General features: G+C 71.0%; 24 protein-coding genes and 2 pseudogenes. 7 read left to right on the top strand and 19 right to left on the bottom strand.

Annotated features, from left to right (window positions below; genetic code table 11):
- Positions 1–19: 19 nt before the first annotated feature.
- The 6 genes and pseudogenes from H4F70_RS02005 to H4F70_RS20315 all read right to left on the bottom strand — a co-directional run.
- On the bottom strand, positions 20–1,090 hold the full coding sequence (locus H4F70_RS02005) for an NAD(P)H-dependent flavin oxidoreductase (RefSeq protein ID WP_182358842.1): 1,071 nt from the start codon (positions 1,088–1,090) through the stop codon (positions 20–22).
- Entirely contained in the window at positions 1,087–1,887 is an 801-nt protein-coding gene (locus H4F70_RS02000; RefSeq protein WP_182358841.1) for a CoA-transferase subunit beta, read from the bottom strand. The genes H4F70_RS02005 and H4F70_RS02000 overlap by 4 nt, the downstream gene beginning before the upstream one ends.
- Complete coding sequence (locus tag H4F70_RS01995) at positions 1,884–2,750, bottom strand: CoA transferase subunit A (protein WP_182358840.1); 867 nt, start codon at positions 2,748–2,750, stop codon at positions 1,884–1,886. Before H4F70_RS01995 ends, H4F70_RS02000 begins: the two co-directional genes overlap by 4 nt.
- 811 nt (positions 2,751–3,561) lie before the next feature.
- Positions 3,562–3,876: a ribbon-helix-helix domain-containing protein gene (locus H4F70_RS01990; RefSeq protein WP_182358839.1), complete on the bottom strand. Its 315-nt coding sequence runs from the start codon at positions 3,874–3,876 to the stop codon at positions 3,562–3,564.
- Positions 3,876–4,112 carry a hypothetical protein gene (locus tag H4F70_RS01985; protein WP_182360573.1) on the bottom strand — a complete coding sequence of 79 codons (237 nt, stop codon included), beginning with the start codon at positions 4,110–4,112 and terminating at the stop codon, positions 3,876–3,878. The genes H4F70_RS01990 and H4F70_RS01985 overlap by 1 nt, the downstream gene beginning before the upstream one ends.
- A gap of 58 nt (positions 4,113–4,170) precedes the next feature.
- Positions 4,171–4,715 (bottom strand): annotated as a pseudogene (locus H4F70_RS20315) (M20/M25/M40 family metallo-hydrolase); the annotation flags it as partial.
- A gap of 7 nt (positions 4,716–4,722) precedes the next feature.
- On the opposite strand from H4F70_RS20315, the pseudogene H4F70_RS01975 reads away from it, so the two are divergent.
- The 4 genes and pseudogenes from H4F70_RS01975 to H4F70_RS01960 form a co-directional block, all read left to right on the top strand.
- A pseudogene (locus tag H4F70_RS01975) lies at positions 4,723–5,085 on the top strand (dioxygenase family protein); the annotation flags it as partial.
- Positions 5,086–5,209: 124 nt separating this feature from the next.
- On the top strand, positions 5,210–6,811 hold the full coding sequence (locus H4F70_RS01970; protein WP_182358838.1) for an AMP-binding protein: 1,602 nt from the start codon (positions 5,210–5,212) through the stop codon (positions 6,809–6,811).
- 103 nt (positions 6,812–6,914) lie between these two features.
- A complete protein-coding gene (locus tag H4F70_RS01965; RefSeq protein ID WP_182358837.1) occupies positions 6,915–7,499 on the top strand; it encodes a hypothetical protein in 585 nt (194 codons plus the stop codon).
- A complete protein-coding gene (locus tag H4F70_RS01960) occupies positions 7,489–8,223 on the top strand; it encodes an HIRAN domain-containing protein (protein ID WP_182358836.1) in 735 nt (244 codons plus the stop codon). Before H4F70_RS01965 ends, H4F70_RS01960 begins: the two co-directional genes overlap by 11 nt.
- Before the next feature lie 45 nt (positions 8,224–8,268).
- On the opposite strand, the gene H4F70_RS01955 is transcribed toward H4F70_RS01960, so the two are convergent.
- From H4F70_RS01955 to H4F70_RS01935, 5 genes are all read right to left on the bottom strand, one after another.
- Positions 8,269–9,834: an ABC transporter substrate-binding protein gene (locus H4F70_RS01955; RefSeq protein ID WP_182358835.1), complete on the bottom strand. Its 1,566-nt coding sequence runs from the start codon at positions 9,832–9,834 to the stop codon at positions 8,269–8,271.
- 241 nt (positions 9,835–10,075) lie between these two features.
- Positions 10,076–11,023 (bottom strand): alpha/beta hydrolase, encoded by a 948-nt coding sequence (locus H4F70_RS01950; protein ID WP_182358834.1) that lies wholly within the window; start codon positions 11,021–11,023, stop codon positions 10,076–10,078.
- Positions 11,020–11,556, bottom strand: coding sequence for a flavin reductase family protein (locus H4F70_RS01945; protein ID WP_182358833.1), 537 nt, complete (start codon positions 11,554–11,556; stop codon positions 11,020–11,022). Before H4F70_RS01945 ends, H4F70_RS01950 begins: the two co-directional genes overlap by 4 nt.
- Positions 11,553–11,819, bottom strand: coding sequence for a hypothetical protein (locus H4F70_RS01940; RefSeq protein ID WP_182358832.1), 267 nt, complete (start codon positions 11,817–11,819; stop codon positions 11,553–11,555). The genes H4F70_RS01945 and H4F70_RS01940 overlap by 4 nt, the downstream gene beginning before the upstream one ends.
- A gap of 9 nt (positions 11,820–11,828) precedes the next feature.
- Positions 11,829–13,031 (bottom strand): 3-ketosteroid-9-alpha-monooxygenase, oxygenase component, encoded by a 1,203-nt coding sequence (locus H4F70_RS01935; protein WP_182358831.1) that lies wholly within the window; start codon positions 13,029–13,031, stop codon positions 11,829–11,831.
- A gap of 183 nt (positions 13,032–13,214) precedes the next feature.
- Between H4F70_RS01935 and H4F70_RS01930 the strand changes: the two genes are divergently transcribed.
- Positions 13,215–14,006, top strand: a complete 792-nt coding sequence (locus H4F70_RS01930; RefSeq protein WP_182358830.1) for an IclR family transcriptional regulator — start codon at positions 13,215–13,217, stop codon at positions 14,004–14,006.
- A gap of 75 nt (positions 14,007–14,081) precedes the next feature.
- Here the strand turns inward: H4F70_RS01930 and bphC are convergent, their stop codons facing one another.
- Positions 14,082–15,005 carry a biphenyl-2,3-diol 1,2-dioxygenase gene (gene bphC, locus H4F70_RS01925; protein WP_182358829.1) on the bottom strand — a complete coding sequence of 308 codons (924 nt, stop codon included), beginning with the start codon at positions 15,003–15,005 and terminating at the stop codon, positions 14,082–14,084.
- 83 nt (positions 15,006–15,088) lie between these two features.
- The gene (locus H4F70_RS01920; protein ID WP_182358828.1) at positions 15,089–16,273 is read right to left on the bottom strand and encodes an acyl-CoA dehydrogenase family protein; all 1,185 of its coding nucleotides are present in this window, start codon (positions 16,271–16,273) and stop codon (positions 15,089–15,091) included.
- Between the two features lie 234 nt (positions 16,274–16,507).
- Between H4F70_RS01920 and H4F70_RS01915 the strand changes: the two genes are divergently transcribed.
- Positions 16,508–17,170, top strand: a complete 663-nt coding sequence (locus H4F70_RS01915) for an MSMEG_1061 family FMN-dependent PPOX-type flavoprotein (protein WP_182358827.1) — start codon at positions 16,508–16,510, stop codon at positions 17,168–17,170.
- Between the two features lie 314 nt (positions 17,171–17,484).
- Here H4F70_RS01915 and H4F70_RS01910 read toward each other — a convergent pair whose 3' ends face one another.
- The 3 genes from H4F70_RS01910 to H4F70_RS01900 are packed head-to-tail and all read right to left on the bottom strand — an operon-like array spanning position 17,485 to position 20,071.
- Positions 17,485–18,201 (bottom strand): GntR family transcriptional regulator, encoded by a 717-nt coding sequence (locus H4F70_RS01910; protein ID WP_182358826.1) that lies wholly within the window; start codon positions 18,199–18,201, stop codon positions 17,485–17,487.
- Between the two features lie 38 nt (positions 18,202–18,239).
- Complete coding sequence (locus H4F70_RS01905) at positions 18,240–19,367, bottom strand: alcohol dehydrogenase catalytic domain-containing protein (protein ID WP_182358825.1); 1,128 nt, start codon at positions 19,365–19,367, stop codon at positions 18,240–18,242.
- The gene (locus tag H4F70_RS01900; protein WP_182358824.1) at positions 19,367–20,071 is read right to left on the bottom strand and encodes a phosphonatase-like hydrolase; all 705 of its coding nucleotides are present in this window, start codon (positions 20,069–20,071) and stop codon (positions 19,367–19,369) included. The genes H4F70_RS01905 and H4F70_RS01900 overlap by 1 nt, the downstream gene beginning before the upstream one ends.
- 162 nt (positions 20,072–20,233) lie before the next feature.
- On the opposite strand from H4F70_RS01900, the gene H4F70_RS01895 reads away from it, so the two are divergent.
- A complete protein-coding gene (locus H4F70_RS01895; RefSeq protein ID WP_235681284.1) occupies positions 20,234–21,376 on the top strand; it encodes a TIGR03364 family FAD-dependent oxidoreductase in 1,143 nt (380 codons plus the stop codon).
- 74 nt (positions 21,377–21,450) lie between these two features.
- Here the strand turns inward: H4F70_RS01895 and phnE are convergent, their stop codons facing one another.
- From phnE to H4F70_RS01880, 3 genes are read right to left on the bottom strand one after another with little or no spacing between them, the layout of a single operon-like run.
- Positions 21,451–23,193: a phosphonate ABC transporter, permease protein PhnE gene (gene phnE, locus H4F70_RS01890; RefSeq protein ID WP_338064883.1), complete on the bottom strand. Its 1,743-nt coding sequence runs from the start codon at positions 23,191–23,193 to the stop codon at positions 21,451–21,453.
- 11 nt (positions 23,194–23,204) lie between these two features.
- A complete protein-coding gene (gene phnC, locus H4F70_RS01885; RefSeq protein ID WP_182358822.1) occupies positions 23,205–24,068 on the bottom strand; it encodes a phosphonate ABC transporter ATP-binding protein in 864 nt (287 codons plus the stop codon).
- A complete protein-coding gene (locus H4F70_RS01880) occupies positions 24,059–24,991 on the bottom strand; it encodes a phosphate/phosphite/phosphonate ABC transporter substrate-binding protein (RefSeq protein WP_182358821.1) in 933 nt (310 codons plus the stop codon). The genes phnC and H4F70_RS01880 overlap by 10 nt, the downstream gene beginning before the upstream one ends.
- Positions 24,992–25,042 lie beyond the last annotated feature (51 nt).

Below are 25,042 nucleotides of genomic sequence, written 5' to 3'. Positions count from 1 at the left end.
GTTGTCCGTGTGCGGCATGTCAGGCGCCGAGCCGGTGCAGCGTGGCGGTGGCGTCGGCGACGATGCGATCGATGAGTTCTGCGCAGCTGGGGATGTCGTCGATGAGGCCGACGACCTGCCCGGTGGCCATGACGCCCAGGTCGGGGTCTCCGTCGACCAGCGCCGAGCGGTAGAGCATGGGCGCGTTGGCCGCCATGATCACCTGGCTCCAGTCCAGTTCGCCGCTCTTCTTCATGGCCAGGCCCTCGCGGACCATGGCGCTCCACGGCGTGCCCGATATTTTGCGGAAGGCCACCGCGTTGCGCACGGCACGGGCGACCCGGCGCGGTCCGGTGGTCTTCTCCAGCTCGCCGATCGTGCCGGCGTTGAGCACCCGCTGCGGCACCCCGTCGATCTCGAGGGTGACCACGGTGTCGGCCACCGACTTCGACAGATAGACCTGCTTCACCGCGTCGGCGACAGGCGAGTCGCTGGTGAGCAGGAACCGGGTGCCCATGGCGATGCCCTCGGCGCCGTAGGCCAGGGCGGAGACGAGCCCGCGCCCGTCGAAGTAGCCGCCCGCGGCGATGACGGGGATGTCCACCGCGTCCACCACCTGCGGCAGCAGCAGGCTCGTGGGCACGGCGCCGGTGTGGCCGCCGCCCTCGCCGCCCTGCACGATCACCGCGTCGACGCCCCAGGCCGCCACCTTCTCCGCGTGCCGGCGCGCGCCGATGGACGGCACCACCGCCAGGCCCGCATTCTTGAGCTTCTCGATCAGCGGCTGCTTGGGCGCCAGCGCGAACGACGCCACCTTGACCCCCGCACTGATGCAGAGGTCGACGCGCTTGTCGATGTCCGGCTGGTCGGCGCGCATATTCACGCCGAAGGGGTTGTCGGTGTGCTCCTGCACATCCTCGATGGCGGCCTTGAGCTCGTCGTAGTTCAACATGCCGCCGGCGATGATGCCGAGCCCGCCCGCGGCCGTGGTGGCCTTGGTGAGCGCGGAATCGGAGACGTAGCCCATGCCGGTCTGCACGATGGGGTACGTGCACCCGAACATCTCGCACACCCGGGTGTGCAGCGTCGGGTGCGCTTCGACCGTGCTCATGCGACGACCTCCCCGTCCCGCATCTCGGCGTTCCGCAGGCCGCGCGGGTCGATGACCTCGCGGATCAGGCGCAGCTCCTCGCCATCGGGCCGTCGCGTCTCCTGCACGTCGCCGTCGATCACCAGGTCGAATCCGGTGGCATCGACCACCTCGTCGACGGTGACGCCCGGGTGCACCGACTTGAGCCGCAGGCGGCCGTCGGGCGCGTAGTCGAGCACGGCGAGGTTCGTCACCACCTCGCGCAGGTCGTGGTACCGCGACGCGGCGGGACCGGCCTTGGCCGCATTGTCGTGGCCGACGCCGGAGACCATGTCCACCGCGGGGACGAAGACGCGGGTCGAGTGCGCGGGAACCCAGTAGCCGGTGGGGTGGTAGACGCTGTTGCCGGGCGCGCCCCGCACCCCGAGCAGCTGCACCTTCGGTTTGGCGTGCTCGCCGATCACCGAGATGTTCGAGTTGCCGTGGGCGTCGAGCTGGCTGGGGATCATCATGATGTGCCGCTTGCCGTTCCACACCAGGTTGAAGATCTGATTGAACGACATCCACGACTCGATCGGCCCCTCGGCCGGCCCGCCGACGGCCCACGTGCCGCGCACGCCGTAGGCCTCGCCGTCGGAGAGCACCAGGTCCGGCTCGAAGGTGGCCCGCGCCAGCCGCACTCCGATCGCGGGGACCGTCCCGAACGCACTGGCGATGAGTTCGCCGTCGCCCCGGTAGGACTCCGCGACGGCCACCGCGCACACCTCCGCCCGGGTCGCGGGCGCCTGCACCAGCGTTCCCGTCTCCGCGCCGCTCATGCCATCGCCTCCTGCGTGTCGAAGCGCGCCACGGCACGCTGATAGTCGTCCTCGGTGCCCGTCAGGTAGACCGTGCTGAACTCGTCCCATGCCGCCGGGTCCTTGGCGGCGTTCACGTATGCACGCTGAAAGGCCTCGTCGCGCCCGTAGTCCGGCGCACACGAGGTGAAGTGGGCGCCCCGCGGCGCCTCCACCACGCCCGAGACGAGCAGGCGGGAGATGCGCAGCGTGGACGGGTGCGCGTCCGCGGTGAGCTCCTCCGTGGGCACGATCTGCTCGCAGGAGACGTAGGAGTCCTCGGCGGCCATGCACATCAGGTCGTCGAAGTACAGATCCGGCCCCAGGAACTGTGAATTGCCGTGCATGTCGGCACGGTTCATGTGCACCAGCGCGGCGTCGAGCTTCAGCGCCGGCATCGCGGCGAACACCTCGTCCCCGTACGGGTCGGCCACCGTCTTCAGCCCGGGGTTCACCGTCATCACGTCCGAGCCCAGGCCGGCGCGGGTGGGCAGGAACGGCATCCGGATGCCGGCCGCGTACAGGCCCCACATGAGCATGCCCTCGTCGTACTCGGCCACCTCGACCTCGCCACGTTGCCGAGCCGCCCGGAAGTGCGGGTCGAGCGGGATCGAGTCGAGCGACACGAAGCCGAAGACCACCTTCTTGACCCTCCCCGCGGCGCAGAGCAAACCCACATCCGCGCCGCCGTACGACACGATCGTCAGGTCACGCAGATCAGAGCGCAGGATCGCCCGGATGAGCGCCATCGGCTTGCGCCGCGATCCCCATCCGCCGATGCCGATCGTCATCCCCGACCGCAGCCGGGCGACCACGTCGTCGGCGGTCATCCTCTTGTCACTCATCGCTGCCTTCCTGTGATCCCAGTTACGTAGCAAACGTTTGATACATATGATCACAGTCATCGACCGCCGTCAACAGCGCCGCCGCCGCGCGGCGACGATCGGTCCCATTCCCCCTCGCCTACAACGCCATGCCGCTACGCTCGACATGTATCAAACATTTGCTACATGCTTTCGCGCGCCGACGCCCGATCGGAGTCCTCCTTGAGCACCACGAACCGCGCCCTGGCCGGACGCGTGCCCGCACCGGTCGAGGCGCCGGCCGACGCTCCCGATTACCACCCGGAGAAGGACCTCGCCGACCAGGCGATCGAGTGAATCCGCACGCGGAAGTCCGCCACCCCGGACACCTCGCTGTTCGTGCAGTACGCCAATGCCGCCTGCCACGCGCCACGCCAGTGGATCGAGCGAGCGCTTCGCGGGGCGGTTCGACGACGGCTGGGACGCGCTGCGCGAGGAGACTTCAGCCCGGCAGTAGCGCTTGGGCGTGGCGCCGGAGGACACCCCGCTCCCCCGCGGGCACGCACGAGGTCGCCGTCCGGTTCGACGCCGGCTCCGACAAGCGCGGCGCCGGCGGTTCCATCACGTTGGACTGCGACGGCGCTGGGATCGGGCTGGGGCGGGTGGAGCGCACCCACTGGCGCCTGAACTACGTCGAGGGCATGAATATCGGCGCCGACACCGGCACCCCCGTGGACGAGTCCTATGCGCCGCCGTACCCGTTCAGCGGGCGACTCGAGACGGTGACGCTGCTACCGGGGCGAAGGCGGCGGAAAGGCGGCACTGCGCTGCAGGGTTCACCTGCCGCGGAGATTCACCCCGCACCGGAGAGATACTCCTCGAAGGCCTTGCGGGCCAGCGCCGACAGTGTCACGCCCTCCCGCTTCGCCTGCGCATCGAGCCGGACCTTCACGTCGGCCGGGACTCGAACCACGACTTGCGGCGACGTCGTGGTCCCGCCGGTGAGCGATTTGCGACCCGGCACGAGGTTCCGCTTCCGGATCTCTGCCAGCGTGGCGGCCGCAATCTCGTCGGCGCGCTCGTCGGTCAATTCCTCGCCGTGGTAGACGACGGGCTCGTCGCTGGTATCGAGGGTGGGCTCCCCGTGCAGCTTCTTGAAACTCGGCATCACCGGTCGCCTCCGATCAGGTAGTGGTACTGGATTGCGTGGATGCACGACATCCGGTCGAGGTCGCGATCATCAGGGACGAGGATCATGTGCAGTTCGACGCCCTGATCATCGGTGCCGAGGAACACCTGCTTGTCACCGACGGTGTCGATGAGTTCGGCGTTCTCCAGTGCCGTGAGGATGCGGGTGCGGGTCAGTCCGTGCTTGCGGGCGCCGCTCGTGATCCGTACCTTCATGCCTCGGTTCTATCGTATGTGTACGACATATTCGATGGTAGCGCGATCGGTACGCAGGCGGCAGCTCCCGGAACCACTCGCCGAAATGCTCCGCGAACGCCGAGGCGAGGCGTTCGGTGACGGCGGCGTCGTTCGCAGTGAGCGGGAAGACCGTCGAACAGCGCGAACTCGGGCTCGCGCGGCGAACCGGACGCCTGGCACTCCGCCTTCACGATGCGGCGCACCGGGGCCGTGCTCGGTGATGCGAATGCTGTCGGCGGCCGAGAGTACGGCGCCGCTGCGCGTGCCCACCAGGCCTGCGGGCGCGGGCAGCACATGCTGTGCGAGCGCGACGTCGATATGCGGCAGCAGCGCCGCGAGGCCGTCGTCGACCATCGACCGCGCTCCGTCCGCCGCCTCCTCGGCCGGCCGGAAGAGCGCGACGAGCGTGCCGTGCCAGTGTTCGCACCCCTTCGCCAGCAGCGCCGCCGCGCCGAGCAGGGTTGCGACGTGCACGTCGTGCCCGCGCGCGTGCATCACCGGCACCTCATTGCCTTCGGTGCCGACGGCCCACGCGGTGCTCACGTAGCCGAGGCCCGTCGACTCCTCCACCGGACGCACGTCCGACACGCTGCTGGACCTGGGCAAGCGGCTGCGCCCGCTGCGCGAACAGGGCGTGCTGGTGATCGGCTCCGGGCACATGACGCACGGGCTGCCGTTCCTCACCCGCGAGATGTTCCGGCACAACGTGGTGCCCGGCTGGTCGTCGGACTTCGACGCGTGGGCGGCCGAGGCGCTGGCCCGCGGCGATATGGGCGAGTTGGCGCGCTACCGCACCGCCGCGCCCGGCATGCCCTACGCGCACCCCACCGTCGAGCACTTCACGCCGCTGTTCGTGGCGCTCGGCGCGGCCGACGACCCGGCCGGTCCTGTGCACACGAAGGTGGACGGCTACGACGTGGGCCTGTCACGGCGCTCGTTCCAGGCGACGTGAGGAGGGGCTCCGGCGGATCCGCCGTGCACCGCTGGGCGGGACCACCCCGGTAGAACGACAGTAGGCGTGAACGTGTGTGATTGGATGCACATGGCAGTCCGACGCCGACGAAAGGGATGCCCCGATGGAGTTCAACCTCGCCGACATCTTCGAGGCCGTCGCGGCGTCCGTACCGGACCGCACCGCGCTGACCTACGAGGGCACGCACCTCACGTACGCGGAGCTCGACGCTGAAGCCGGACGCACCGCGAACCTGCTCTCGCAGTCGGGCATCGGCGCCGGCGACCACGTGGCGTTGTTCCTCAAGAACAGCGTCGAGCACGTCGCAAGCATTCTCGGGCTGATCAAGATCCGGGCGGTGCCGATCAACGTCAACTACCGGTACACCCCCGCCGAACTCGAGTACATCTTCACCAACTCCGACTCGGCGGCGGTGATCGTGGAGCTGCCGGAGCATCAGCGCACGCTCGCGGGACTGCTGGAATCCTGCCCGCTGATCCGCACGGTCATCGTCGTCGGCGATGCCGACCCCGCACTGCGTGCCGCGGCCGAGGCCCGGTCCGTCCGGCTGGTCGACTTCGCCGATGCCCACGGGCTGTCGGCGGACCTCGGGCCGACCAAGCGCAGCGGCGACGACCGCTACATCCTCTACACCGGCGGCACCACCGGGTACCCCAAGGGCGTCATGTGGCGCCACGACGACTTCTTCCACAAACCGCTCTCCGGAGGAAACCCCTACGGCGAGGGCAAGCGCAAGGACCTCGCCGAGGTGGCCGCGGCAGCCAAGGAATTCCCGGAGATGGCGTTCCTCATCGCAGCGCCGCTGATGCACGGGGCGGCGCTGTATTCGCTGTTCACCTTCTTCACACTCGGCGCCCGCGTCGTGCTCATGCGCGACTTCGACCCCAAGACCATCGTCAGCGCCATCGAGACCGAACGGCTCACGACCATCCTCATCGTCGGCGACGGGATGGGCCTGCCCCTGGTGGACGAGATGGAACGGCGCAAGGGCGACGTCGACCTGAGCTCGCTCTACTCGATCACCTCGGGCGGCGCCGTGTGGTCGGTGGGCGTGCGCGACAGGATGCTCGCAGTGAAGCCGGAACTGTTGCTGCGCGACAACTTCGGCGCCTCGGAGACCGGCAACGACGGTGCGTTCACCGTGGACGGGGACGGGAACCTGCGCATGGCGCCGTCGCCGAACATGATCTTGGTCGACGACGCGCTCGCCGCGATCGCGCCGGGCTCCGATGAGGTCGGCTACATCGCCCGCGTGGGCAACGTGCCGCTGGGCTACTACGGGGACGAAGAGAAGACGGCCCGCACCTTCCCCACCCGCGCCGACGGTGTGCGCCTGGCGGTGCTCGGCGACATGGGCCGTGTCGAGGCCGACGGCACCATCGTCTTCCTCGGCCGCGGCTCGGGGTGCATCAACACCGGCGGCGAGAAGGTCTTCGCCGAGGAGGTCGAGGCGGCGCTGCACGCGCACCCCGCCGTGGCCGACGCGCTGGTGGTCCCCGCACCCGATGAGCGGATGGGGCAGCGCGTGGCGGCGGTCGTCTCCGTCTACCCGGGCTCCGCAGAGCCCACCGTCGAGCAGATCCAGGAGCACTGCCGCACCATGCTGGCCGGCTACAAGATCCCGCGCACCGTCGTCTTCGTCGACGAGGTCCGCCGGACGCCCGCCGGCAAGGCCGACTACAAGTGGGCCAAGGCGCAGGTGTGAGGGTGTGGAATGCCCCGCCGACAGTCGCCGACACACGGGCCCGCGCACACCGAAAGGCCCTGTGCACGTCATGAGTGACTTCTGTCAGCATCCGGCGTGATCGATGGAGCACGCATGGCGGGTCGAGGCGATCGACGAATGGCCACTGGCACCGGACCACTCCGAACCCCAGATCGCGGACGAGCCCCTGGGCACCAAGGAGAAGTTCTGGGTTCGCGCCGCCGACGGGCAGGAGTTCCTGTTCAAGTACGCGCGCGTCAGCCAAGGGCGCACCATGGGCGAGGACTGGGCCGAGTGGGCGGTGCACCGGCTGGCCACGATGCTGTCGATCCCCACGGCCGCCACCATCCCCGCGCTGCACAACGGCCGCCGCGGCGTCCACTCCCGCTCCATCCTCTCGCCTGGCGAGCGCCTCATCCACGGAAACGAGCTGCTCGCCCGCATCGATTCCGACTACGACACCCAGGTCCCCCGCCACAACAGCCGCTACACGGTCGAGGCCGTGCATGATGCGTTGGCCGGGATCGGGGCGCCGCGAGCGTGCCCCGCACCGATCCGCACCGCGTTCGACGCGTGGGCGGGCTACCTGATGCGGCAGGTTCCCCCCGAATACCTGTTGGCCACCGGGCGTATCTTCAGGGTGAAGCTGCTCATCCACAACCGGGAAAGGATCCTCCATGGCGACTGACGCTGCGTCGAGGATGCTCGCGGAGTCCCCCACCCCGGTGGCTCGGCGGCTGTTCCTCATCTGGCAGAACCCCGAGTCCAGGCAGTTCATCCGCGTCGGAGTCCTGTCCGAGCTCGTCGACGGCCGCTACGCGTTCGAGTACGTCCCCGGCGCAGCGGACGTCTCGGGCTTCCACCCGCTCACCCAGTTCCCCGATCTCGACCGGGCCTACGTGTCCACCGGGCTGCCGGCCTTCTTCGTCAACCGGCTGATGTCGCGCCGCCGCGAGTCGTTCCCCGCCTACCTGCACTCCCTCGGCGTCGACTCGGCCGAGTCCGACACCCCGATGGAGCTGCTCGCCCGCACCGGCGGCCCGCGCGCCACCGACACCTTCCACCTGGTGGACGACCTGGCGCCAGGACCGGACGGCACCATCATAAGCCGCTTCCTGGCCTCCGGCGTGCGCCATGTCGACGGCGACGGCGCGCTGCTGTCCTGCCTCCACGAAGGGCAGATGCTCCGGCTGCGGCCGGAGCCGACCAACGAGGTGAACGAGCGTGCGCAACTGATCTGCGTCGACAGCGGCGAGCCCGTGGGGTACGTGCCCGACTGGCTGCTGGCCGACCTCGAAGACCTGCAGGCCCGCGCGTCGTCGCTGGAGATCTTTGCAGAGAGGGTCACGCCGGACGCGCAGCCGCACCTGCGCTTGCTGTGCAGGATCGAGGCGCGGGTCGCAGAACGCTGACCAGCCCCGCCCCGCATACCCCGCGGGGCGGGGCGAACGCCGCGATCACCCCTTCCAGGCGTCGCCGAACAGCAGCATCGTTCCCGAGCTCCCGACCACCCCGTGCAGATTGCGCTGCATGGCCACGTATTCGGGGTAGAAGCCCATGACGAGGAAGGGCGCATCCTCGTTGACCTGACGTTGGATGCCGGCCATCGCGGCCAGCTTCGCTTCGTCGCCGTCCGCCGTCTGGAATGCGGTGATGAGTTCGTCCATCCGAGCGCTGGTGTACATCCCGTAGGTCTGCTTGCCGCCGGAGTGCATCGCCGCCACCATCTTCACGTACGGGTCGGGCTCGCGCAGGTTGATGCCCCACTCCGCCAAGTCGTAGTCGCCCTGCGCGATGGCGCGGATGTGATCGGGGAATGTCTGCTGCTGCCGCGCCTCCACGGCGAATCCGACCGCCTCGAGCTGCGCCTCCAGGGCCAGCATCTGCCGCTGCTTGCTCTGCCCCGGGCCCGAGTCGAGCACGAGGTTCCCGTCGAATCCGTCCGCCTTCGCCTGTGCCACGAGCGCACGCGCCGCGTCCGGGTCGGCGACGGGGCCGGCCACGTCGGTGTGCCAGCGGGAGTAGTCGGCGAACAGTGCACTGCCCGCCACCGCGTCGTCACCGTAGGTCCGTTGCGCGATGGCGGCCGGGTCGACCGCCAGCTGCACGGCCTTGCGGACCCGGGGATCCGCGCCCGCCTCCCCCGGCGCCGCGTTGATGATCGCCGTGTTGGAGATCGCCGTCATCGCCACATAGCCCGGGTAGCCCTCACTCAGCACCGGTGTGATGTCGACCGGTTCGCGGAGCAGGATCGTGTCGAGTCCGCCGTTGAGGAACGTCTGCCGGCCGACCTCGGTCGCGGGCAGATACACGGTCTTGAGTCCGTCGAGGTGCGGCGCGCCGCCCCAATAGTCCTCGCGCGCAGTCAGCTCCATCGACGTTCCCTGGGCCCACGCGGAGAACTCGAACGGGCCCGCGCCGATGGGCGTGAATCCGTCTCCCGGCGGGCCGGCCGCCGGGGCGACGATCATGCCGGCCCCGGTGGTGAGGGTGTTGGAGAACAGCGGCCACGGATGGTCCAGGGTGTACACCACGGTCTGGTCGTCGGGGGTGGCGATATCGACGACGTTGGCGTTCCACACCGCCGCATCGGGCCCGTTCGCGGCACCGAACCTTTCCTGGCTGGCCTTGACCGCCGCCGCGTCCACCGGCGTGCCGTCGGAGAAGGTGACGCCGTCACGCAGGGTCAGCGTCCACGTGGTGAAGGTGTCGTCCGGCGTCAGCGACTCGGCCATCTGCGGCACGTCGGCCTGCTGCTCCGCGTCGTACCGCATGAGCGAGTCGTAGATGTTCACCATCTCGATGCCGCCGGTGGTCACCGCCGCGATGGTCTTCGCCGGGTCCAGGGACGTGGGTTCCGAGTATGCCCCGAAGTTCACGACCCCGCCCGCGCGCGGATCGCCCGGGGCGTCCACCGCATTGACCATGCCGTCGCGCAGATCGGCAAGACCCGTCGCCTCGCCGCCGGCCCCGCCCTGCGCGTCGGTGCTCGCGCACCCCGACGCTGCGAGCAGGAGCGCCACGCAGCCGGCACCCGCGGCGACGCTCCGTCTCCCTCGACCTCTGATCCTCACAACAATGCACCTCCGGGTTCGGTGGAATCGCCAGCGCACAGCCGATTCCGTACACCCGGACCATCCGACACAGCGGGGCGCTTCGGAGCGCCGCTTCCCATCCGGAGGGAGGAATTCTTCTCCGCCTGCGGACACGGCTGTGCCCCGCGGTTCCGCGGAACCGCGGGGCACAGCCGCGATGCCGGTGCTTCTACCCCACCAGCGTCCGGATCATCGCCCACAGCTCCTCGCGCGCAGGCGCGGCGAGCGAGAACTGCGGCAACGTGAGGAACCCGTGGAACAGCCCGTCGAACCGGTGCGCGACGACCTCCACGCCGTCGTCGGACAGGCGCTGCGCGTAGGTCTCCCCAGACGAGCACGGCGGGTCGAGCTCGGCGGTGACGACGAGCGCGCGCGGCAGCCCCGCGAGGCTCTCCGCCCGGGTGGGCACCACGTAGGCGCTGTCGCGGTGACCGGCGGTGGGGGCGTACTGCTCCCAGTACCAGCGCATGGCGCGCGCGGTGTTGTAGTAGCCCTCGCCGTAGAGCCGGTAGCTTTCGGTGTCGAAGTCGTCGTCGATCACCGCGTACAGCAGGATCTGCGCCGCGATGGCCGGCCCTCCCCGGTCACGCGCCGCGAGGGCCACCGTGGCCGCGAGGTTGCCGCCGGCGCTGTCGCCGGCGACGGCGATCCGCGCGGGATCGCCCCCGTAGTCGGCGGCATGCTCCACCGCCCACTGCACCGCGGTGTACATGTCCTCCAGCGCCGCCGGTGCTTCGTGCTCGGGCGCCAGCCGGTAGTCGACCGAAACGACGACGGCGTCCACCGCCGCCGCCATCGAGCGGCAGAACTCGTCGTGGGTGTCGAGGTTGCAGAACACGAAACCACCGCCGTGGGCGAACACGATCACCGTGCGCGGCGACGCCGACTCCCCGTGCGGCACATACACCCGCAGCGGCAGGCCGCCGCCCGGGCCGTCGATGGTCACGTCCTCCGCGGTGCGCATGTCCGGGATGCGTTCCAACGGTCCGCGCCGGCCGGAGATCACCTCCCGCAGTTCCGCGCCCGAGTACTGGGTGACGTCCGGGAAACCCTCGTCCAGCACGGCGAGGAACTGCTCGACGTCCGGGTGCAGGTCCGAGCGCCTGGCGGCCGTCATGCGCCGAACGCCGCGGACTCGTCGGCGGAGGCGAAGCTGCCGAAGCCGCCGCGGAAGAACAGCAGCGGATGCACATCCCGCTCGGCGATCAGGTCCGTCACGTGGCACACCGCGATGGTGTGGTCACCCGCTTCGTGCTCGAACGCCAGCTCCGCCTCGATGCGCGCGAGCACACCGTGCAGCGCCGGCGCGCCGTTGCCGCCGTGCGACCACCCGGCGCCGGAGAACTTGTCGCCGCCGCTGGCCGCGAACCGGCCGCACAACTCACGCTGGTCGCCCGCCAGCACGTTGACGCACACCCGCCCGGCCTCGCGCATCGCCGGCCAGCTGGTGGACGACTTGGCGGGGCAGAACGAGATGTACGGCGGGTCGAGCGACAGCGAGGTGACCGACTGGCAGGCGAACCCGTACGGCCGGTCGCCGTCGTGCGCCGTGATCACGGTGACCCCGGTGCAGAAGTTGCCCAGCACCGTGCGCAGGCGCCTCGGGTCGACGGCCGCCACCGGCGGTTCCGCCGTGTCGAGCGTGCTCATGCCAGCCTCCCCGGTACCGGTTCCGCGCGACGCGTGACGGTGAGCGTCCCGTCCCGCACCGCCTGATCGATCGTCGCATGCAGCGCCGGGCAGACGCGGTCGGTGGTGCCGCGCTTGCCGCCCCCCAGCGCCGACGCGTTCTCCAGTTGCAGGCGCGGGCACGCCGACGCCGCATCATCGAGCCATTGCACGCTGGTGTGCTGTGCACTGTACTTCTCCGCCAGCACGGTGGTGCCGCACTGGTTGCATGAGATCCGTTGCATCGCAGCCGCCTACGCGTCGAGCTTGGGGGCGTGGATGCCCGCCTCGATCCCCTGCGACTTCATCCGCTCCAGGTTGTCCGCCACCTCGGCCTCCCAGTATTCGTTGGCCTTGGTGGTGTCCACCTCGAACTCGAAGCGCCGCGTCATGTCCTCGGTGACGTCCGCGCGGTCCACGTAGAACTGCTCGTACCAGCGGCGCAGCTGGTAGACGGGGCCGTCCTCCTCGCTGAGCAGCGGGTTGTCGATGCGGGACTTGTTCTTCCAGATCTCCACATCCTGCTCGAAGCCGGTCTTGACGCCCTCGGCGAACTGTTGGGCCATCGCCTGCGCCGCCTCGTCGGACATGCCCTTGGGCTTTTTGACCATGGCGCCGTACTGCAGCACGAACGATGTGGGCGACACCGGGTAGTGGCAGTTGATCAGCACGGTCTCGATCGTCATGCCGTTGGCGTTGTTCCACAGCCAGTCGACCATGAACGACGGGCCGAAGTACGACGCCTCCGAGCGCAGCGTGCTGTTCGGATCGTCGTAGTTGGTACCGGACTGCACGTCCAGGCGCGGCTTCGAGTCCATGTACTGGGTGGCCACGTGCCCCTCGAACACGTTGCGGAAGTGCTGCGGGAACGCGAAGTGCACGTAATAGAAGTGCGCCATGTCGACGACGTTGTCGATGATCTCGCGGCAGTTCGAGCCGCTCACCGGCAGCTTGTTCCAGGACCAGTCGGTCCACTCGTCGCTGGCCCAGCCCTCGAGCTCGGGGATGGTCTCCTCCTCGGTGGGCGTGCCGCCCTCCGGGTCGTTCCACACGAACAGCAGGCCGTTGCGTTCCATGGCGAGCCAACCCTGCGTCCGGGCACGCATGGGCACGCGCTTGGCGTAGGGGATGTCCTTGCACTTGCCGTCGCCGCCCCAGCGCCAGTCGTGGAACGGGCAGGCGATCTCATCGCCCTTGACGGTGCCCTGCGACAGGTCGCCCCCCATGTGCCGGCAGTACGAGTCCAGCACGTTGAGCTCACCCCGGGTGTCCTGCCAGACGACGAGCTTGCCGCCGAACGCCTCGACGGAGTGCGGCTTGCCGTCGCGGAACCATTCCGCCAGGCCCAGGCAATGCCAGCCGCGGGCGAACCGCTCGGGCGCGGACCCCTTCTCGATCAGGCGGACCTCATCGTCGCCGCCCGTGTTGCTCTGGCCCTGCGTGTCAATGACCGTCATTCCCAGTCTCCGATCATAGGTGAAGTGCTTTGCCCCACAGTGCGCGCAGAATGTGATCTGGGCCAGGGGGGTTTCCCGCACAGAGGGAACACCCGGTCCACTTCGCTGCGCTGCAACGGAAGGTGGACCCGCGTGGCGGGTACGGCCCGCAGCGCCGGCGGGACGAACACGCGGATCGGAGGCATGAGGATGACGACGGGCAGGTCCGGCGATTCCACGCTCGATCGGGTCGATCTCATCTTCGGGGCGGTGCAGGAGCACGGGTATCTGACGCTGTCGGAGGTCGTCGAGTACACCGGCATCCCCCGCTCGTCCGCGCACCGGTTGCTCACCCGCATGGTGCGCATGCGGTGGCTGCTGCGCGTCGGGTCCAACTACGAGCTGGGCGTGCGGCTGTTCTCCCTGGGCACGGAGGGCCTGCGCAACCACTGGTTCCATCGGATCGCCTACCCGCGGCTGCGCGATCTGCACACCCGCACCGGATACGTGGTGCACCTGGCCTACCTGGACGGCACAGAGGCGATGATCTGGGACAAGCTCGGCGGAGGCGCGTTCGGCGCCGCGGTGCCCACGCGGATCGGCACGCACCGGCCGGCGCACCAGTCCGCGGTGGGCAAGGTGCTGCTGGCTGCGGAGACGGACGAGTTCATCGAGGGGATCCGGCACCTGGCGCCGTCGACGTCACGCACGATCACCGACCTCGACCAGCTGCACGGCGAGATCGTGCAGGTGCGCGAACGCCGCTTCGCCGTGGACCGCGCCGAGTCGTTCAACGGGGTCGGGTGCGTCGCCACGCCCGTGCTGGCGGGGATGGCCGACACCAGCGACGGACACCCTGCGGTGGCCGCGATCTCGATCTGCGCGCCGGTGGCCCGCATCGACAACCGGCTGGTGGCGCCGCTGCTCGCCGCCGCCGCGGAGATCACCCGCCACGCCAGCCCCAACCCGATGATGGAGCACCGCGGGGGCGTCTGACGCACCGCGCACGGCCCGCAGACGCCGCAGTGCCGCCGGGGTCGCCACCCCGGCGGCACGCGTCGATGCGGTGACCTACTGCAGCACGGCCAGCGGTTCGGAGCCGGACCAGTCGTGGCCCCAGTAGCTGTCGGCCGTGATCTCCTCGGCCGTGTAGTGCTCCTCGTCGACCAGCATGCCCTCGCAGCCGAACTCGATGTCCCAGCCGCCCGGCGCGCGCACGTAGAACGACACCATCTTGTCGTTGGTGTGCCGGCCAAGAGTGGACGAGAGCGAAATGCCCTCCTTGACCACGCGATCCTGCGCCTCGCCGACCTGGTCGAGGGTCTCCACCTCGACCATGATGTGGATGAGCCCCGGCCCCTGCTTGGGCGAGGGCATCATCGCCAGCGAGTGGTGGCGCTGGTTGACCCCGAAGAACCGGATCCGCATGGGCCCGTACTCGGGTGGTGCGGGCATGCGGAAGGCGCCGCGCGGCAGGAATCCGAGCGTTTTGACGTAGAAGTCGTACGCGGCCCCCTGGTCGGGAACGGGGATGACGGCGTGGCCGAGGCCCTGCGCGCCGGTGACGAACTTCGCCCCGAACGGCGTCACCACCGGGCTGTGATCGAGCAGCGCCCCGTGGAACACCTCGAGCTGCGTTCCGGCCGGGTCGGTGAACGCGATCGCCGCCTCCACCCGACGCCCGTCCGCCTCCTGCTGCGTCAGGTCCCGCACCTCGATGCCCGCGGCGCCGACCTGCTCGCGCACCCGGTCGAGCGCCTCCTGGTCGCGCACCTCCCAACCGACCACCGTCACGCCATCGGTCTCGCCGGGCGTGACGATGATCCGCGCCGCCCGCTCGTCCATCCGCAGGTACAGCGCCCTCTCATCGGGCCCCGCCCCCTCCGCGAAACCCAGCACCCCGAACGCCAGCTTCCGCCACCGCTCCATGTCGTTCGTCTGTACCTCTACGTATCCGAGCGCCCGGATCTCGCGCTCCACCTGCTGATCTGCCATGCTCCTCCGCGTCCTTCCTGTGATGTGGGGTTCCGTGTCGCGATCATCCCGCCGTGAACGTCCGCTGCGGGCCCGAGTCCCGCTCAGATCATCATCCGCAGCGGCCCCTGCGGGTCGGCGCCGAGCGCGCTGAGGGCGGACGCGTGGTAAACGGTGTTGGGCGAGTGGATCGCATGGTGCATCCCGGCCTGCGCGTCACGCCAGAACCGCTGCATCGGCATCTGCATGCGCAACGCCGTGCCGCCGCAGCGCGCGTAGATCTCGTTGGCCGCCTCCACGGCCCGCCACGCGGCACGCACCTGGGTGGCGCGCCCCTGGGCGCGCCGCGCGAAATCGGCCTGCTCGCCCCGCTCGGTCATTTCCCAGAGGTCGTCGACGTTGGCCAGCAGCTCCGCGCGCGCCGCCCGGATGTCCGCCATCAGCTCGCCGAAGCGGTACATGGTGTACGGGTCGTCCTTGACGGCCGTGCCCTGCGCGTTGATGCGGTCGGCCTGGTAGTCCTGGGCCAGCCGCAGCAGCCCCTCGCAGATTCCGACGGTGGCGGCGGTGATGCCCAGCGGGAACATGCCGGACCAGGGCAGCTTGTAGAGCGTCTCGGTGCGGCCCGACCGCGCCTGACCGTCGCCGCTGACCACATCGTCCCAGGTCATGAAGCGGTACTCGGGCACCACGGCGTCCTTGATCACCAGGTCCTTGCTGCCCGTGCCGCGCAGGCCCACCACGTCCCACGAGCCGTCGATGATCTCGTAGTCCTTGCGGGGGATGATGACGTGCACCATCTGCGGTTCCGCGGGCATCGACCCGTCCGCCTCGGTGAGCATTCCGCCGAGGAACACCCAGCGGCAGTGGTCGGTGCCCGACGAGAACGACCAGCGGCCGCTGAACCCGTAGGTGCCGTCCCCTTTCGGGGTGAGCATGCCGGTGGGCATGTAGGGAGAGGCCATCCAGATGCTGCTGTCCTCACCCCACACCTCCTCACGCACCCGCTTGTCGTTGTAGGCCAACTGCCACGGGTGCACCCCGCACACGCCCAGCACCCAGCCCGCCGCCGGATCCAGCGACGCCAGGCGCATCACCGTCTCCGCGAACTGCCGCGGCCGGTACTCCAGACCGCCGTACTCGGCCGGCTGGAACATGCGCATCGCCTGCGCCTCGTTCATGATCTCCACGGTCCGATCGGTGAGCTTGCCGATCTTCTCGGCTTCCTCGCCTTGCGCGAACAGCTCGTCCGCGTGCGCCTCGATCACGTCGAGCACCCTGTTGCCCATCTTCCACTCCCGTCGCCGTCGTGCCGGTCGGCCGGGCGCACGCCCGGCGCCGCCTGAGACCACGATCACAGCGGCCCCGCCGCCACGGGAACGGCGCTTCCCGGCACGCGGGAAAACCCGAGTTCGCAGGCGCCGGGGACGGTGGTGCACCGTCGGGGCCCGGGGGCCGGAACCGGCCGCGGCGCACCCCAGCGGGTATGCGTAGCCTGTCCTCAACACCACGGAGGAGGACGGATGCAGACGACGACCGGGACGACTGCGGCGGCCCCGCGCGGCGCGGACGCGCATCGGATCGCCACACCCGACCGTCTCGAGGAGGTGCTCGGCGGTCCGCCGCATCCGGACATCATCGCCAAGTGCACCCCGCACACGACCCCGCTCGTGCGCGAGTTCATCCGGCACGCACGGTTCTTCGTCCTCGCCACCGCCGACGCCGACGGGCGCTGCGACAGTTCCCCGCGCGGCGACATCACCAGCGTGGTGCGGATGCCCGACGCGCACACGCTGATCCTCCCGGACCGCCCGGGCAACCGCCGCGGCGACTCGTACCGCAACATCCTGGCCAACCCGCACGTGGGGATCCTGTTCATCGTCCCCGGCCTCGAAGAGGTGGTCCGCGTCAACGGCACCGCGACGCTCACCACGGACCCGGAGGTGTGCGCGGACATGACCCTGGGCGGCCGTCCCGCGCAGCTTGCGCTGATCGTGCACATCGAGGAGGTGTTCACCCACTGCGCCCGCGCGATGCTGCGCGGCAAGCTGTGGCGGCCGGACACCTGGGTGGCCCACGGCGAGGTGCCCGCACTGCGCGAGATGATCCACGAACAGCTGGATCGCCCGGTTCCCGACGACGCCCCGCCCGCACGCGCCGAGGGCTACCGGGACCACCTGTACTGACCCCCTGAGGCATGGCACGCGGCACATTCTTCGTCATGGCGCGCCGCCCGGCGCGCCGGTAGATTGCGGTGGGCGCACATGCCGGCCGCGACGTCGGGCGCCCCGCAGGCCATCGCAGGTCCGCCGACCAGTCCCGACCGAAAGGCACGCACCATGAGCATGGACTTCGACCTGTCCTTCACGCCGCTGAACGTCTTCCTCGGATGGGTGCAGGACCAGCTCGACTCGCTGGGCGGCACCGGCTCGACGGCGTAGCTGTTCCGGGGGTGCGGCGGTTCCGCGGAACCGCCGCACCCCCGCCGCACCATCCCCCGCTACTCCCCGGTGGCGAGCACCAGCCGGACCCGGTCCATCCGCGACCATGCGCGCGCGTAGTACAGCGGCCTCCCCGTCCCGGTTTCGACGCACGCCGCCTCCGTCAGCCACGTCTCCGACCGGGCCGGCAGCTCCAGCCGGTGGCACACCCACCCGGGCGCCGAGTCCGTGGTGGCCCGGCGCAGCACGCACCGCGCGGCCACACCGGCGGCGTCGAGCCCGTCGTGCACCGACTCGTAGGCCCGCAGCGCCACCGCCGGCTCCGGCAGCGCGCCGGGGTACAGCCAATGCTCGAGGGCGCTCGTCGGCTCGTCGTCGACGAACCCGAGGCGCTCGGCCTTGCAGGTGAGGCCGCGCCCCAGCGCCGCCGACGCCGCATCGGGCGCGGGCTCGGCGCGCGTCGCCACCACCACCGTCCTCGCGTGTGCGCCCGCCGCAGCGATCACGCGGTGGAACGACGGCGGGCCGTCCCCGCCCACCGGCACGTCGAGGCGACGGTGCACGTAGGTCCCCATCCCCTGCACGCGGCGCACCAGGTAGCAGCTCTCCAACTGTTCGATGGCCGCGCGCGCCACCGAACGCGACACGGCGAACTGCCGCATGATCTGCGCCTCGCTGGGCAGACGCGTGCCCACGCGCAGCGCCGCGGCCTGCCCCGCGAGCGCATCGACCACCTCGTCACGGCGACGCCGGGTCGCATCGACGGCAACGGTCATCACTCGGCTCTCCTCCACTCGTTCAGGCTCGATCTTGTTCAGGCTGGACTTGTTCCCGCATCGGCATGTTCCGGCATCGACGGGGCCACTGCCGCGCGCAGCCGCGCCGGAGTGCGCTCGAACAGCGTGGGCAGCAGACCCAGCGGCACCGGAGGTTCGACGGCGTCCGGCCATGGGGCCGACGACGCGGTGGCGGCGAGCAGCCGGACGGCGTCGCGCAGATGGGCCGGCTCATAGTTGTGGACGCCGACGATCGACGCGTGGCCGCGCACTACGCGTTCCGCGTCCAGGGGCACCGGCGCGTGCGGGCGCACGCTGCCGGCCAGCACCGCCACCCCGCCGACGCCCAGCGCCGCCACGCACGCCGCCACCCCGCCCGGCGTACCGGACATGTCGATCGCGGCGTCGAATCCCGCGCCGTCGTCTCCCGTGCCGTCCGCCGTGTTCCGCGGCACCACCCGCCCGGCGGTCGCCCCGAACCTGCGTGCGAATGCCACCCGCGACGGGTCCACATCGCGGACCTCGATGTGCTCGACGCCGGCCGCGGCGAGCGCCGCCACCGACGCCACGCCGAGCAGGCCCGCCCCGCACACCAGCGCCCGACGCGGACGGGCGACGCGTCTGTGCACCGCGTCGACGCAGGCCACCGCCGTCGCCACCGCGCATCCGGCCAGGGCCGCCGGGGCGTCGGGCACGGCGTCCGGCACCGTCATGATCGGCACCCCGGAGGGCAGGTGGACGTGCGTGGAGAACCCGCCGGACAGCGGCCGGTCGCCGAGCGGTTCGTGCCCGATCTTACGCAGGCGGCGGCACTTCGCCGTGCGGCCGGCCGCGCACCTGTCGCAGCGCCCGCACGCGGCAGTCACGCCCCACACGACGCGGTCTCCGACGCGGAGCTCGGCACCGTTGACGGCGACCGCGCCGTCCGGGTGCAACGCGGCGACCTCGCCCACCGACTCGTGCCCCAGGATCGACGGTGCCGGCCCGCTGCGGCGCCCGGAGACCGTGTGCCGGTCCGAGCCGCAGACCGTCGAGACGCGGACCCGCACGATGACCTCCCCCGGGGCGGGATCGGGCACCGCGAAGGCCGTCGGCCGGAAGTCCCCGCCGCCGTGCCACACCTGGGCCACCGCGTGCCCGGGCCCCGCCGGCCGGTCCGTCCCCATCAGACCGCGTCGGCGTAGTTCTCGAAGACGGGATCCGCCCACAGCTCGACGGCGGCGTCGAGGATGCTGCGGTGCGGGCGCGCCGCCAGGTCGGTGCGGGCGCAGGCGCCGGTGGTCACTCCCACGCCGGTCACCCCCGCGTTGTGCGCGGCGTCCAGGTCCGCGCGCGTGTCCCCCACCGCGATCACCCCGGACACCGACTCCGTGCCCGTGCGCTGCATCACCGTGTGGATCATGTAGGGGTACGGGCGCGACGCCGCGACCTCGTCCCCGGTGCACACCGCATCGAGCGTCGCGTCGGGATCGCCGTCGCCCACCGTCCACCCCAGGCCCGCCAGCAGCGCGTCGGTGACGTCGCGGGTGAACCCCGTCGTCAACGCCACCTTCACCCCGCCGGCACGCAGGTTCGTGAAAAGCTCCTCCACCCCGGGGAACGGTTGCGGCGGGCTCTCCCGGTACCGGCGGTCGAGCTCCCGGGTGAACCACGCGAAGGCGTCGTCGACCATCGCCTCGGTCGGCACCGCGCGGCCCAGGCGCAGCAGGTGGGCGATCGCCGTGCGCTTCTCCATCCCCGTCCACGGCAGGAACTGCTCCTCGGTGACGGTCACCCCCGCCCGTTCCACCGATTCCCGCAGCACCTCGTAGACGATTCCGCCTTCGTCCACCACGGTTCCCGCGATGTCGAATGCCACCAGCTCGACCATGCCCGCTCCCGCCTGTCGCCTCTTCCGATGGTTCCGACGCTAGGACCCCTCCGGTACCGCCGGCCCACGCCCAGGCCAACGTCCGGCCATCTTCGGGTGAACACTCGGTGCCCTCATCGGCGCACCGTCGCCCCGCGCGCTCCCCGATGTGATCCTCGGGTGGTGACCTCTGCCGAATCATCGACTCACACCGATCTGCTCGTCGTCGGAGCCGGAATCGTCGGCCTGGCGCATGCCTTCGAGGCCGCGCGCCGCGGGCTGTCCGTGCGCGTGATCGAACGCGACGAACGGCCCGTGGGCGCATCGGTGCGCAACTTCGGCCACGTCTGCACCACGCCGCAGGCCGACGCCGACTATCCGCTGGCCCTCGACTCACGCGAGGGGTGGCTGGCGATGGCTGCGGCCACCGGCATCCCCGTCGCGCAGGAAGGGACGCTGGTGGTGGCGCGCCGGCCCGAAGAGTTCGCCGTGCTCGAGGAGCTGCGGTGCGCACGCGGCGGCGACCGCGTGCGACTGCTGACCGGCGACCAGGTGCGCGAACGCATCCGCGGCCCCCGCGCCGTCGGCGGCGAGTCCGCGACCGGCGGTGCGCTGCTGCCTGACGACCTCGCCGTGGATCCGCGCACCGCCGCGCCCACGCTCGCGCGGTGGCTGGCCGCGCACGACCAGGTGGATCTGCTCACCGGTACCGCCGTCACGGGGGCCGGCGGCGGGCGCGTGGAGACGTCGCGCGGCGCCTTCACCGCCGACCACGTGGTGGTGTGCGTGGGCCACGACCTGGACAGGCTGTTCCCGGATCTCGCACAGCAACGCAAGGTCCGGCGGTGCGCGCTGCAGATGCTGCTCGCCGCGCCGGTCGACGGCTACGTGTTCCCCTCGCCGGTGCTCACCGGCACGTCGATGCTCCGCTATGGCGCGATGTCCGCGACCGACGCGGCCGGCGCCCTGCGGAGGGCCATCGCCGCCGAGCAGCCTGAACTGCTGGACATCGACGCCAACGCGATGTTCAGCCGCCGCCCCGACGGCGGGCTCATCGTCGGCGACTCGCACGTGCGCGCCGTCACCGTCGACCCGTTCCTGGACGAGGACGTCTACGCGCCGCTGCTCGACTCGGCCGCCGACATCATCCGGCCGGCGACCCCGCTGCACATCCGCCAACGGTGGCAGGGTGTCTACGCCACGAGCGAGGACACCAACCTGGTGCACGAGCGAATCGACGACGCCACCACCGTCGCGGTGGTCACCTCCGGCATCGGCATGACGCTGTCGTTCGGCATCGCCCGCCGCACGCTCGCCGGTCTCTGAGACGCCGAGGGGCGGCGGGCCGGGCCCGCCGCCCCTCGGCGTCTCATGCCCGTCTCGGCTTTTTCATCCCCGTCTCAGCGCAGCGCCCTGCGCAACCACACCGCGAGCCCCTCGATCACGAGCACCACGCCGAGGATCATGAGCACGATGGTCGTCACCGTGGCGAAGTCGACGATCCGCGACGCGTTGAGCAGGTAGTAGCCGATACCTCCGGCGCCCACCACGCCCAGCAGCGTCGCCGCGCGTACGTTGGTGTCCAGCAGGTAGAGCACGTGCGCCACGAGCGCGGGCGTCGCCTGACGCAGCGTGGCCGCCGCGAACACCTGCATACGCCCCGCCCCGTTCGCCCGCAGCGCCTCCTGCACCGCCACGTCGGTCTCCTCGAGCGAGTCGGCGACCAGCTTGGACAGCAGCCCCACCGCTCCGATGGCCAGCGCGAGCGTGCCCGCGACCGCCCCGAGCCCCGTGACCACGACGAACACGATGGCCAGGATCAGCTCGGGGACGCCGCGCACCAGCACGATGAGGACCCGGAACGTGCCGTGCACCGCGGGCGACGGGGCCACGTTGCGGGCTGCCAGCAGCCCGATCGGCACCGCCAGGACCGCCCCGAGGAACGTGGCGGCGAGCGCGATCTGGAGGGTGGTGAGCAGTTCCGGCCACAGCGTGGAGGCGACGGCCGACAGGTCCGGCGGGAAGAACAACAGTGCCGTCGACGGCAGTTCCGCCAGACCGGTGAGGAACCCGGGCACGGACACTCCCGCATCGCGCCAGGCCAAGAACACCAGGGCGACGACCACCGCGCCCCACAGATACCGGCGCACCCTGTCGGCATCCCAGGGCTGGCTCAGACGACGGCCGTCGGCGCCGCCGGGACGGTCCTGCCGGCGGCCGCCCGTCACCCAGCCGCCGCTGACGCGGTCGGCCCAGCCGACGAGGGCGCCTCCACCGACGGAGCGGCCGCGCGGCGCACGGCTGCGGGGCGTGCCCAGCAGCCGCCGGCGGAAGGCGCCGGAGACGAGTTCGGTGAGGATGCACAGCACCAGCACGGTCAGCGCGAGCGCCATGCCGCGCCGGTAATCCAGGGTGCGCATCGACTCGGCGATGGCGAGGCCGATCCCGCCCACGCCCACATAGCCGAGCAGCACCGAGGTGCGCAGATTGATGTCGAACCGGTGCAGGCCCGTCGCGATGATCTGCGGCAACAGCTGCGGCAGCACCCCCACCACCACCTGCTGCACCCGGCCGCCGCCGGCCGCCTGCACCGCGGCGCGCGGGCCGGGATCGAGGTCCTCGATGGCGTCCGCCAGCAGCTTGCCGACCATGCCGATCGAGTGCAGCCCCATGGCGAGGATGCCGGGCAGCGCGCCCAGCCCGAAGACCCGGAAGAACACGATCGCGAGGATCAGGTCGGGGATCGCGCGCATGAGCACGATGAACCCGCGCGCCCCGGACCGGCCCAGGCGGGTGCGGCCGGTGCTCTCGGCGGCGGCCACCGCGACCGGTATGGACAGGACGACGGACAGGACCGTGGCCAGCAGGACGATCGCGAGCGTCTCGCCGATCATCCCCGCGAGCTCCGCGACCGGCGGGAAGTCCAGCGGCAGCATCCGCCCGGCGAAGTCGACGGCGTTGCCCGCCGAGTCGGCGATGGAGGCGACATTGATCTGCAGTGCCATCGTCGACCAGATCCCCGCCGCCACGAGCGCGACCAGGACCGCCTTCGCGGCCGCCGATTCCAGCCGCCGCGGGCGGACGACGCCCGCCCGCGAGGCCTCACCGGCAGGCTGCGGCGCCGGGCGTGCGAGTGTGTGCACCGGTCCCCCGCTCAGCCGGCGAGCGCGGGGACGCGCTGTGTCGGATCAGACCGCGCCGGATCAGGCTGTGCCACACGGTCGTAAATGGCGAACGCGGCGTCGGTGGTCAGGCCGGCGGCCCGCTCGTCGAGCACCACCCGGCCGCCCTGCAGTCCCACGATGCGGTCGGCGAAGTCGAGCGCCGTGCGCACTTGGTGCAGCGAGCAGATCACGGTGAGCCCCTGCTCGTCGCCGATCTCCCGCAGCAGGTCGATCACCTCGCCCGCGGAGACGGGGTCGAGGGAGGCGACGGGCTCGTCGGCGAGCAGGATCCGCGGCCGCTGGATGAGCGCCCGTGCGATGGCCACCCGCTGCTTCTGGCCGCCGGAGAGCGTGTCGGCCCGCTGGAAGGCCCGGTCGGCGAGCCCCACACGTTCCAACTGCGCCATGGCCTCGGCACGCACCGACCGCGGGTACATCATCAGCGACAGCCGCGGGCCGCGCAGTGCCCCCAGGCGCCCGGTGCACACGTTCTCCAGCACCGACATCGACTCCACCAGGTGGAAGTGCTGGAAGATGAATCCGATGCCGCGGCGCAGCCGGCGCAGGCCGCGTCCGTCCCCGGTGTCGAGCCGCGTGCCCAGTACCGTCACCTCGCCGGCCGTCGGCGACTGCAGCCCGTTGAGATGCCGCAGCAGCGTCGACTTGCCCGAACCCGAGAGCCCCAGCAGCACCGTCACCTCGCCGGAGCGGAAGTCCAGGTCGACGCCGTCGAGCCCGCGCACGGAGCCGAAGTCCTTGGTGACCCCGCGCAGCGACGCCGCGATGTCTCCGTCCTCTGCGTCCGCGCCGAGCGCACCGGCCCCGCCGGCGGCATGCGTCCCGATCAGCTGCATGCTTCCGCCTTCGTGACGTCGCAGATGCGCCGGACCGCGTCGTAGTCGGCGTCGTCCACCGGCGTGTACCCCCACCCGGTCTCCTCCGGCAGCGTGCACTCCTCTTCGGACGCGCAGATCCCGGCGGCGACGAGCGCCGGCTTGTTGGCCTGCTCGCGCAGCGCCGTGACGACGGCCTCGCGGGTCGCGTCGTCGAGTGTCTCGCGGTTGACCACGATCGGGTCTTCGGGCAGCGGCGACGACCTCCACACCTGCGTCACCGCGTCGGAGGAGAGCTGCCCGGTGCGCTCCAGTGTGGCCAGCATGTCGCTGTGGGTGAAGGCCACGTCGCACTGGCCGCTGGTCAGCGACAGCACCGACGCATCGTGACTGCCGGCAAGCACCTCGCTGTAGTCTCCCTGCGTCACGCCCGCCGCGGCCAGCCCTTCGAGCGGGGCGAGGAAACCGGAGGTGGAGGCGCGGTCGACGAAGCACACCCGCTTGCCGCGCGCGTCGGCCAGGTCGGTGATGCCCGAATCCGGGAGTGCGTAGGCCACCGAATAGTAGGCCGGCGTCGCCCCCTCCTCGTCGACGGACGCGACCACCGGGTCGACGGGCACGCCCGCCTCCCGGGCGATGACGTACGAGAACGGGCCGTAGGAGGCGATGTCGATCTTCCCGGCACGCTGCCCCTCGATCACCGACGCGTAATCGGTGACGTTCTGGAAGACGACGTCCTTGCCCGTCGCCTGGGAGAGCAGCTCGACGATCGGCTCGAACGACTGCTCCAGCGTGGACGACGCCTCCGCAGGGACGGCGGCGAAGACCAGTTCGTCGCCGCCGGCGGCCTGCGCGGACTGGCCGCACGCGGCGAGCGTGCCGCCCGCGACCACCGCGACCGCCGCAGCGGTCAGGCGCCGCGCGGGGCGGGACATGCGCTTCATGGGTGACTCCTCATCGGTATCCGGTCGACACTCATGCAAACCGGCCCGGGC

Source organism: Tomitella gaofuii (assembly GCF_014126825.1).
GTDB classification, from domain to species: domain Bacteria; phylum Actinomycetota; class Actinomycetes; order Mycobacteriales; family Mycobacteriaceae; genus Tomitella; species Tomitella gaofuii.
This window is presented reverse-complemented; position numbering and strand designations above follow the sequence as displayed.

Coding starts and splice junctions, on each gene's coding strand:
- H4F70_RS01965 (WP_182358837.1), top strand. CDS start 6,915: ATGGAGCACGCATGGCGGGTCGAGGCGATCGACGAATGGCCACTGGCA.
- H4F70_RS01905 (WP_182358825.1), bottom strand. CDS start 19,367: ATGGGGACGGACCGGCCGGCGGGGCCCGGGCACGCGGTGGCCCAGGTG.
- H4F70_RS01935 (WP_182358831.1), bottom strand. CDS start 13,031: ATGACGGTCATTGACACGCAGGGCCAGAGCAACACGGGCGGCGACGAT.
- phnC (WP_182358822.1), bottom strand. CDS start 24,068: ATGCAGCTGATCGGGACGCATGCCGCCGGCGGGGCCGGTGCGCTCGGC.
- H4F70_RS01990 (WP_182358839.1), bottom strand. CDS start 3,876: ATGCCGAGTTTCAAGAAGCTGCACGGGGAGCCCACCCTCGATACCAGC.
- H4F70_RS01945 (WP_182358833.1), bottom strand. CDS start 11,556: ATGAGCACGCTCGACACGGCGGAACCGCCGGTGGCGGCCGTCGACCCG.
- H4F70_RS02005 (WP_182358842.1), bottom strand. CDS start 1,090: ATGAGCACGGTCGAAGCGCACCCGACGCTGCACACCCGGGTGTGCGAG.
- H4F70_RS01930 (WP_182358830.1), top strand. CDS start 13,215: ATGAGGATGACGACGGGCAGGTCCGGCGATTCCACGCTCGATCGGGTC.
- bphC (WP_182358829.1), bottom strand. CDS start 15,005: ATGGCAGATCAGCAGGTGGAGCGCGAGATCCGGGCGCTCGGATACGTA.
- H4F70_RS01940 (WP_182358832.1), bottom strand. CDS start 11,819: ATGCAACGGATCTCATGCAACCAGTGCGGCACCACCGTGCTGGCGGAG.
- H4F70_RS01960 (WP_182358836.1), top strand. CDS start 7,489: ATGGCGACTGACGCTGCGTCGAGGATGCTCGCGGAGTCCCCCACCCCG.
- H4F70_RS01995 (WP_182358840.1), bottom strand. CDS start 2,750: ATGAGTGACAAGAGGATGACCGCCGACGACGTGGTCGCCCGGCTGCGG.
- H4F70_RS01900 (WP_182358824.1), bottom strand. CDS start 20,071: ATGGTCGAGCTGGTGGCATTCGACATCGCGGGAACCGTGGTGGACGAA.
- H4F70_RS01915 (WP_182358827.1), top strand. CDS start 16,508: ATGCAGACGACGACCGGGACGACTGCGGCGGCCCCGCGCGGCGCGGAC.
- H4F70_RS01910 (WP_182358826.1), bottom strand. CDS start 18,201: ATGACCGTTGCCGTCGATGCGACCCGGCGTCGCCGTGACGAGGTGGTC.
- H4F70_RS01920 (WP_182358828.1), bottom strand. CDS start 16,273: ATGGGCAACAGGGTGCTCGACGTGATCGAGGCGCACGCGGACGAGCTG.
- H4F70_RS01880 (WP_182358821.1), bottom strand. CDS start 24,991: ATGAAGCGCATGTCCCGCCCCGCGCGGCGCCTGACCGCTGCGGCGGTC.
- H4F70_RS01950 (WP_182358834.1), bottom strand. CDS start 11,023: ATGACGGCCGCCAGGCGCTCGGACCTGCACCCGGACGTCGAGCAGTTC.
- H4F70_RS01985 (WP_182360573.1), bottom strand. CDS start 4,112: ATGAAGGTACGGATCACGAGCGGCGCCCGCAAGCACGGACTGACCCGC.
- H4F70_RS02000 (WP_182358841.1), bottom strand. CDS start 1,887: ATGAGCGGCGCGGAGACGGGAACGCTGGTGCAGGCGCCCGCGACCCGG.
- H4F70_RS01970 (WP_182358838.1), top strand. CDS start 5,210: ATGGAGTTCAACCTCGCCGACATCTTCGAGGCCGTCGCGGCGTCCGTA.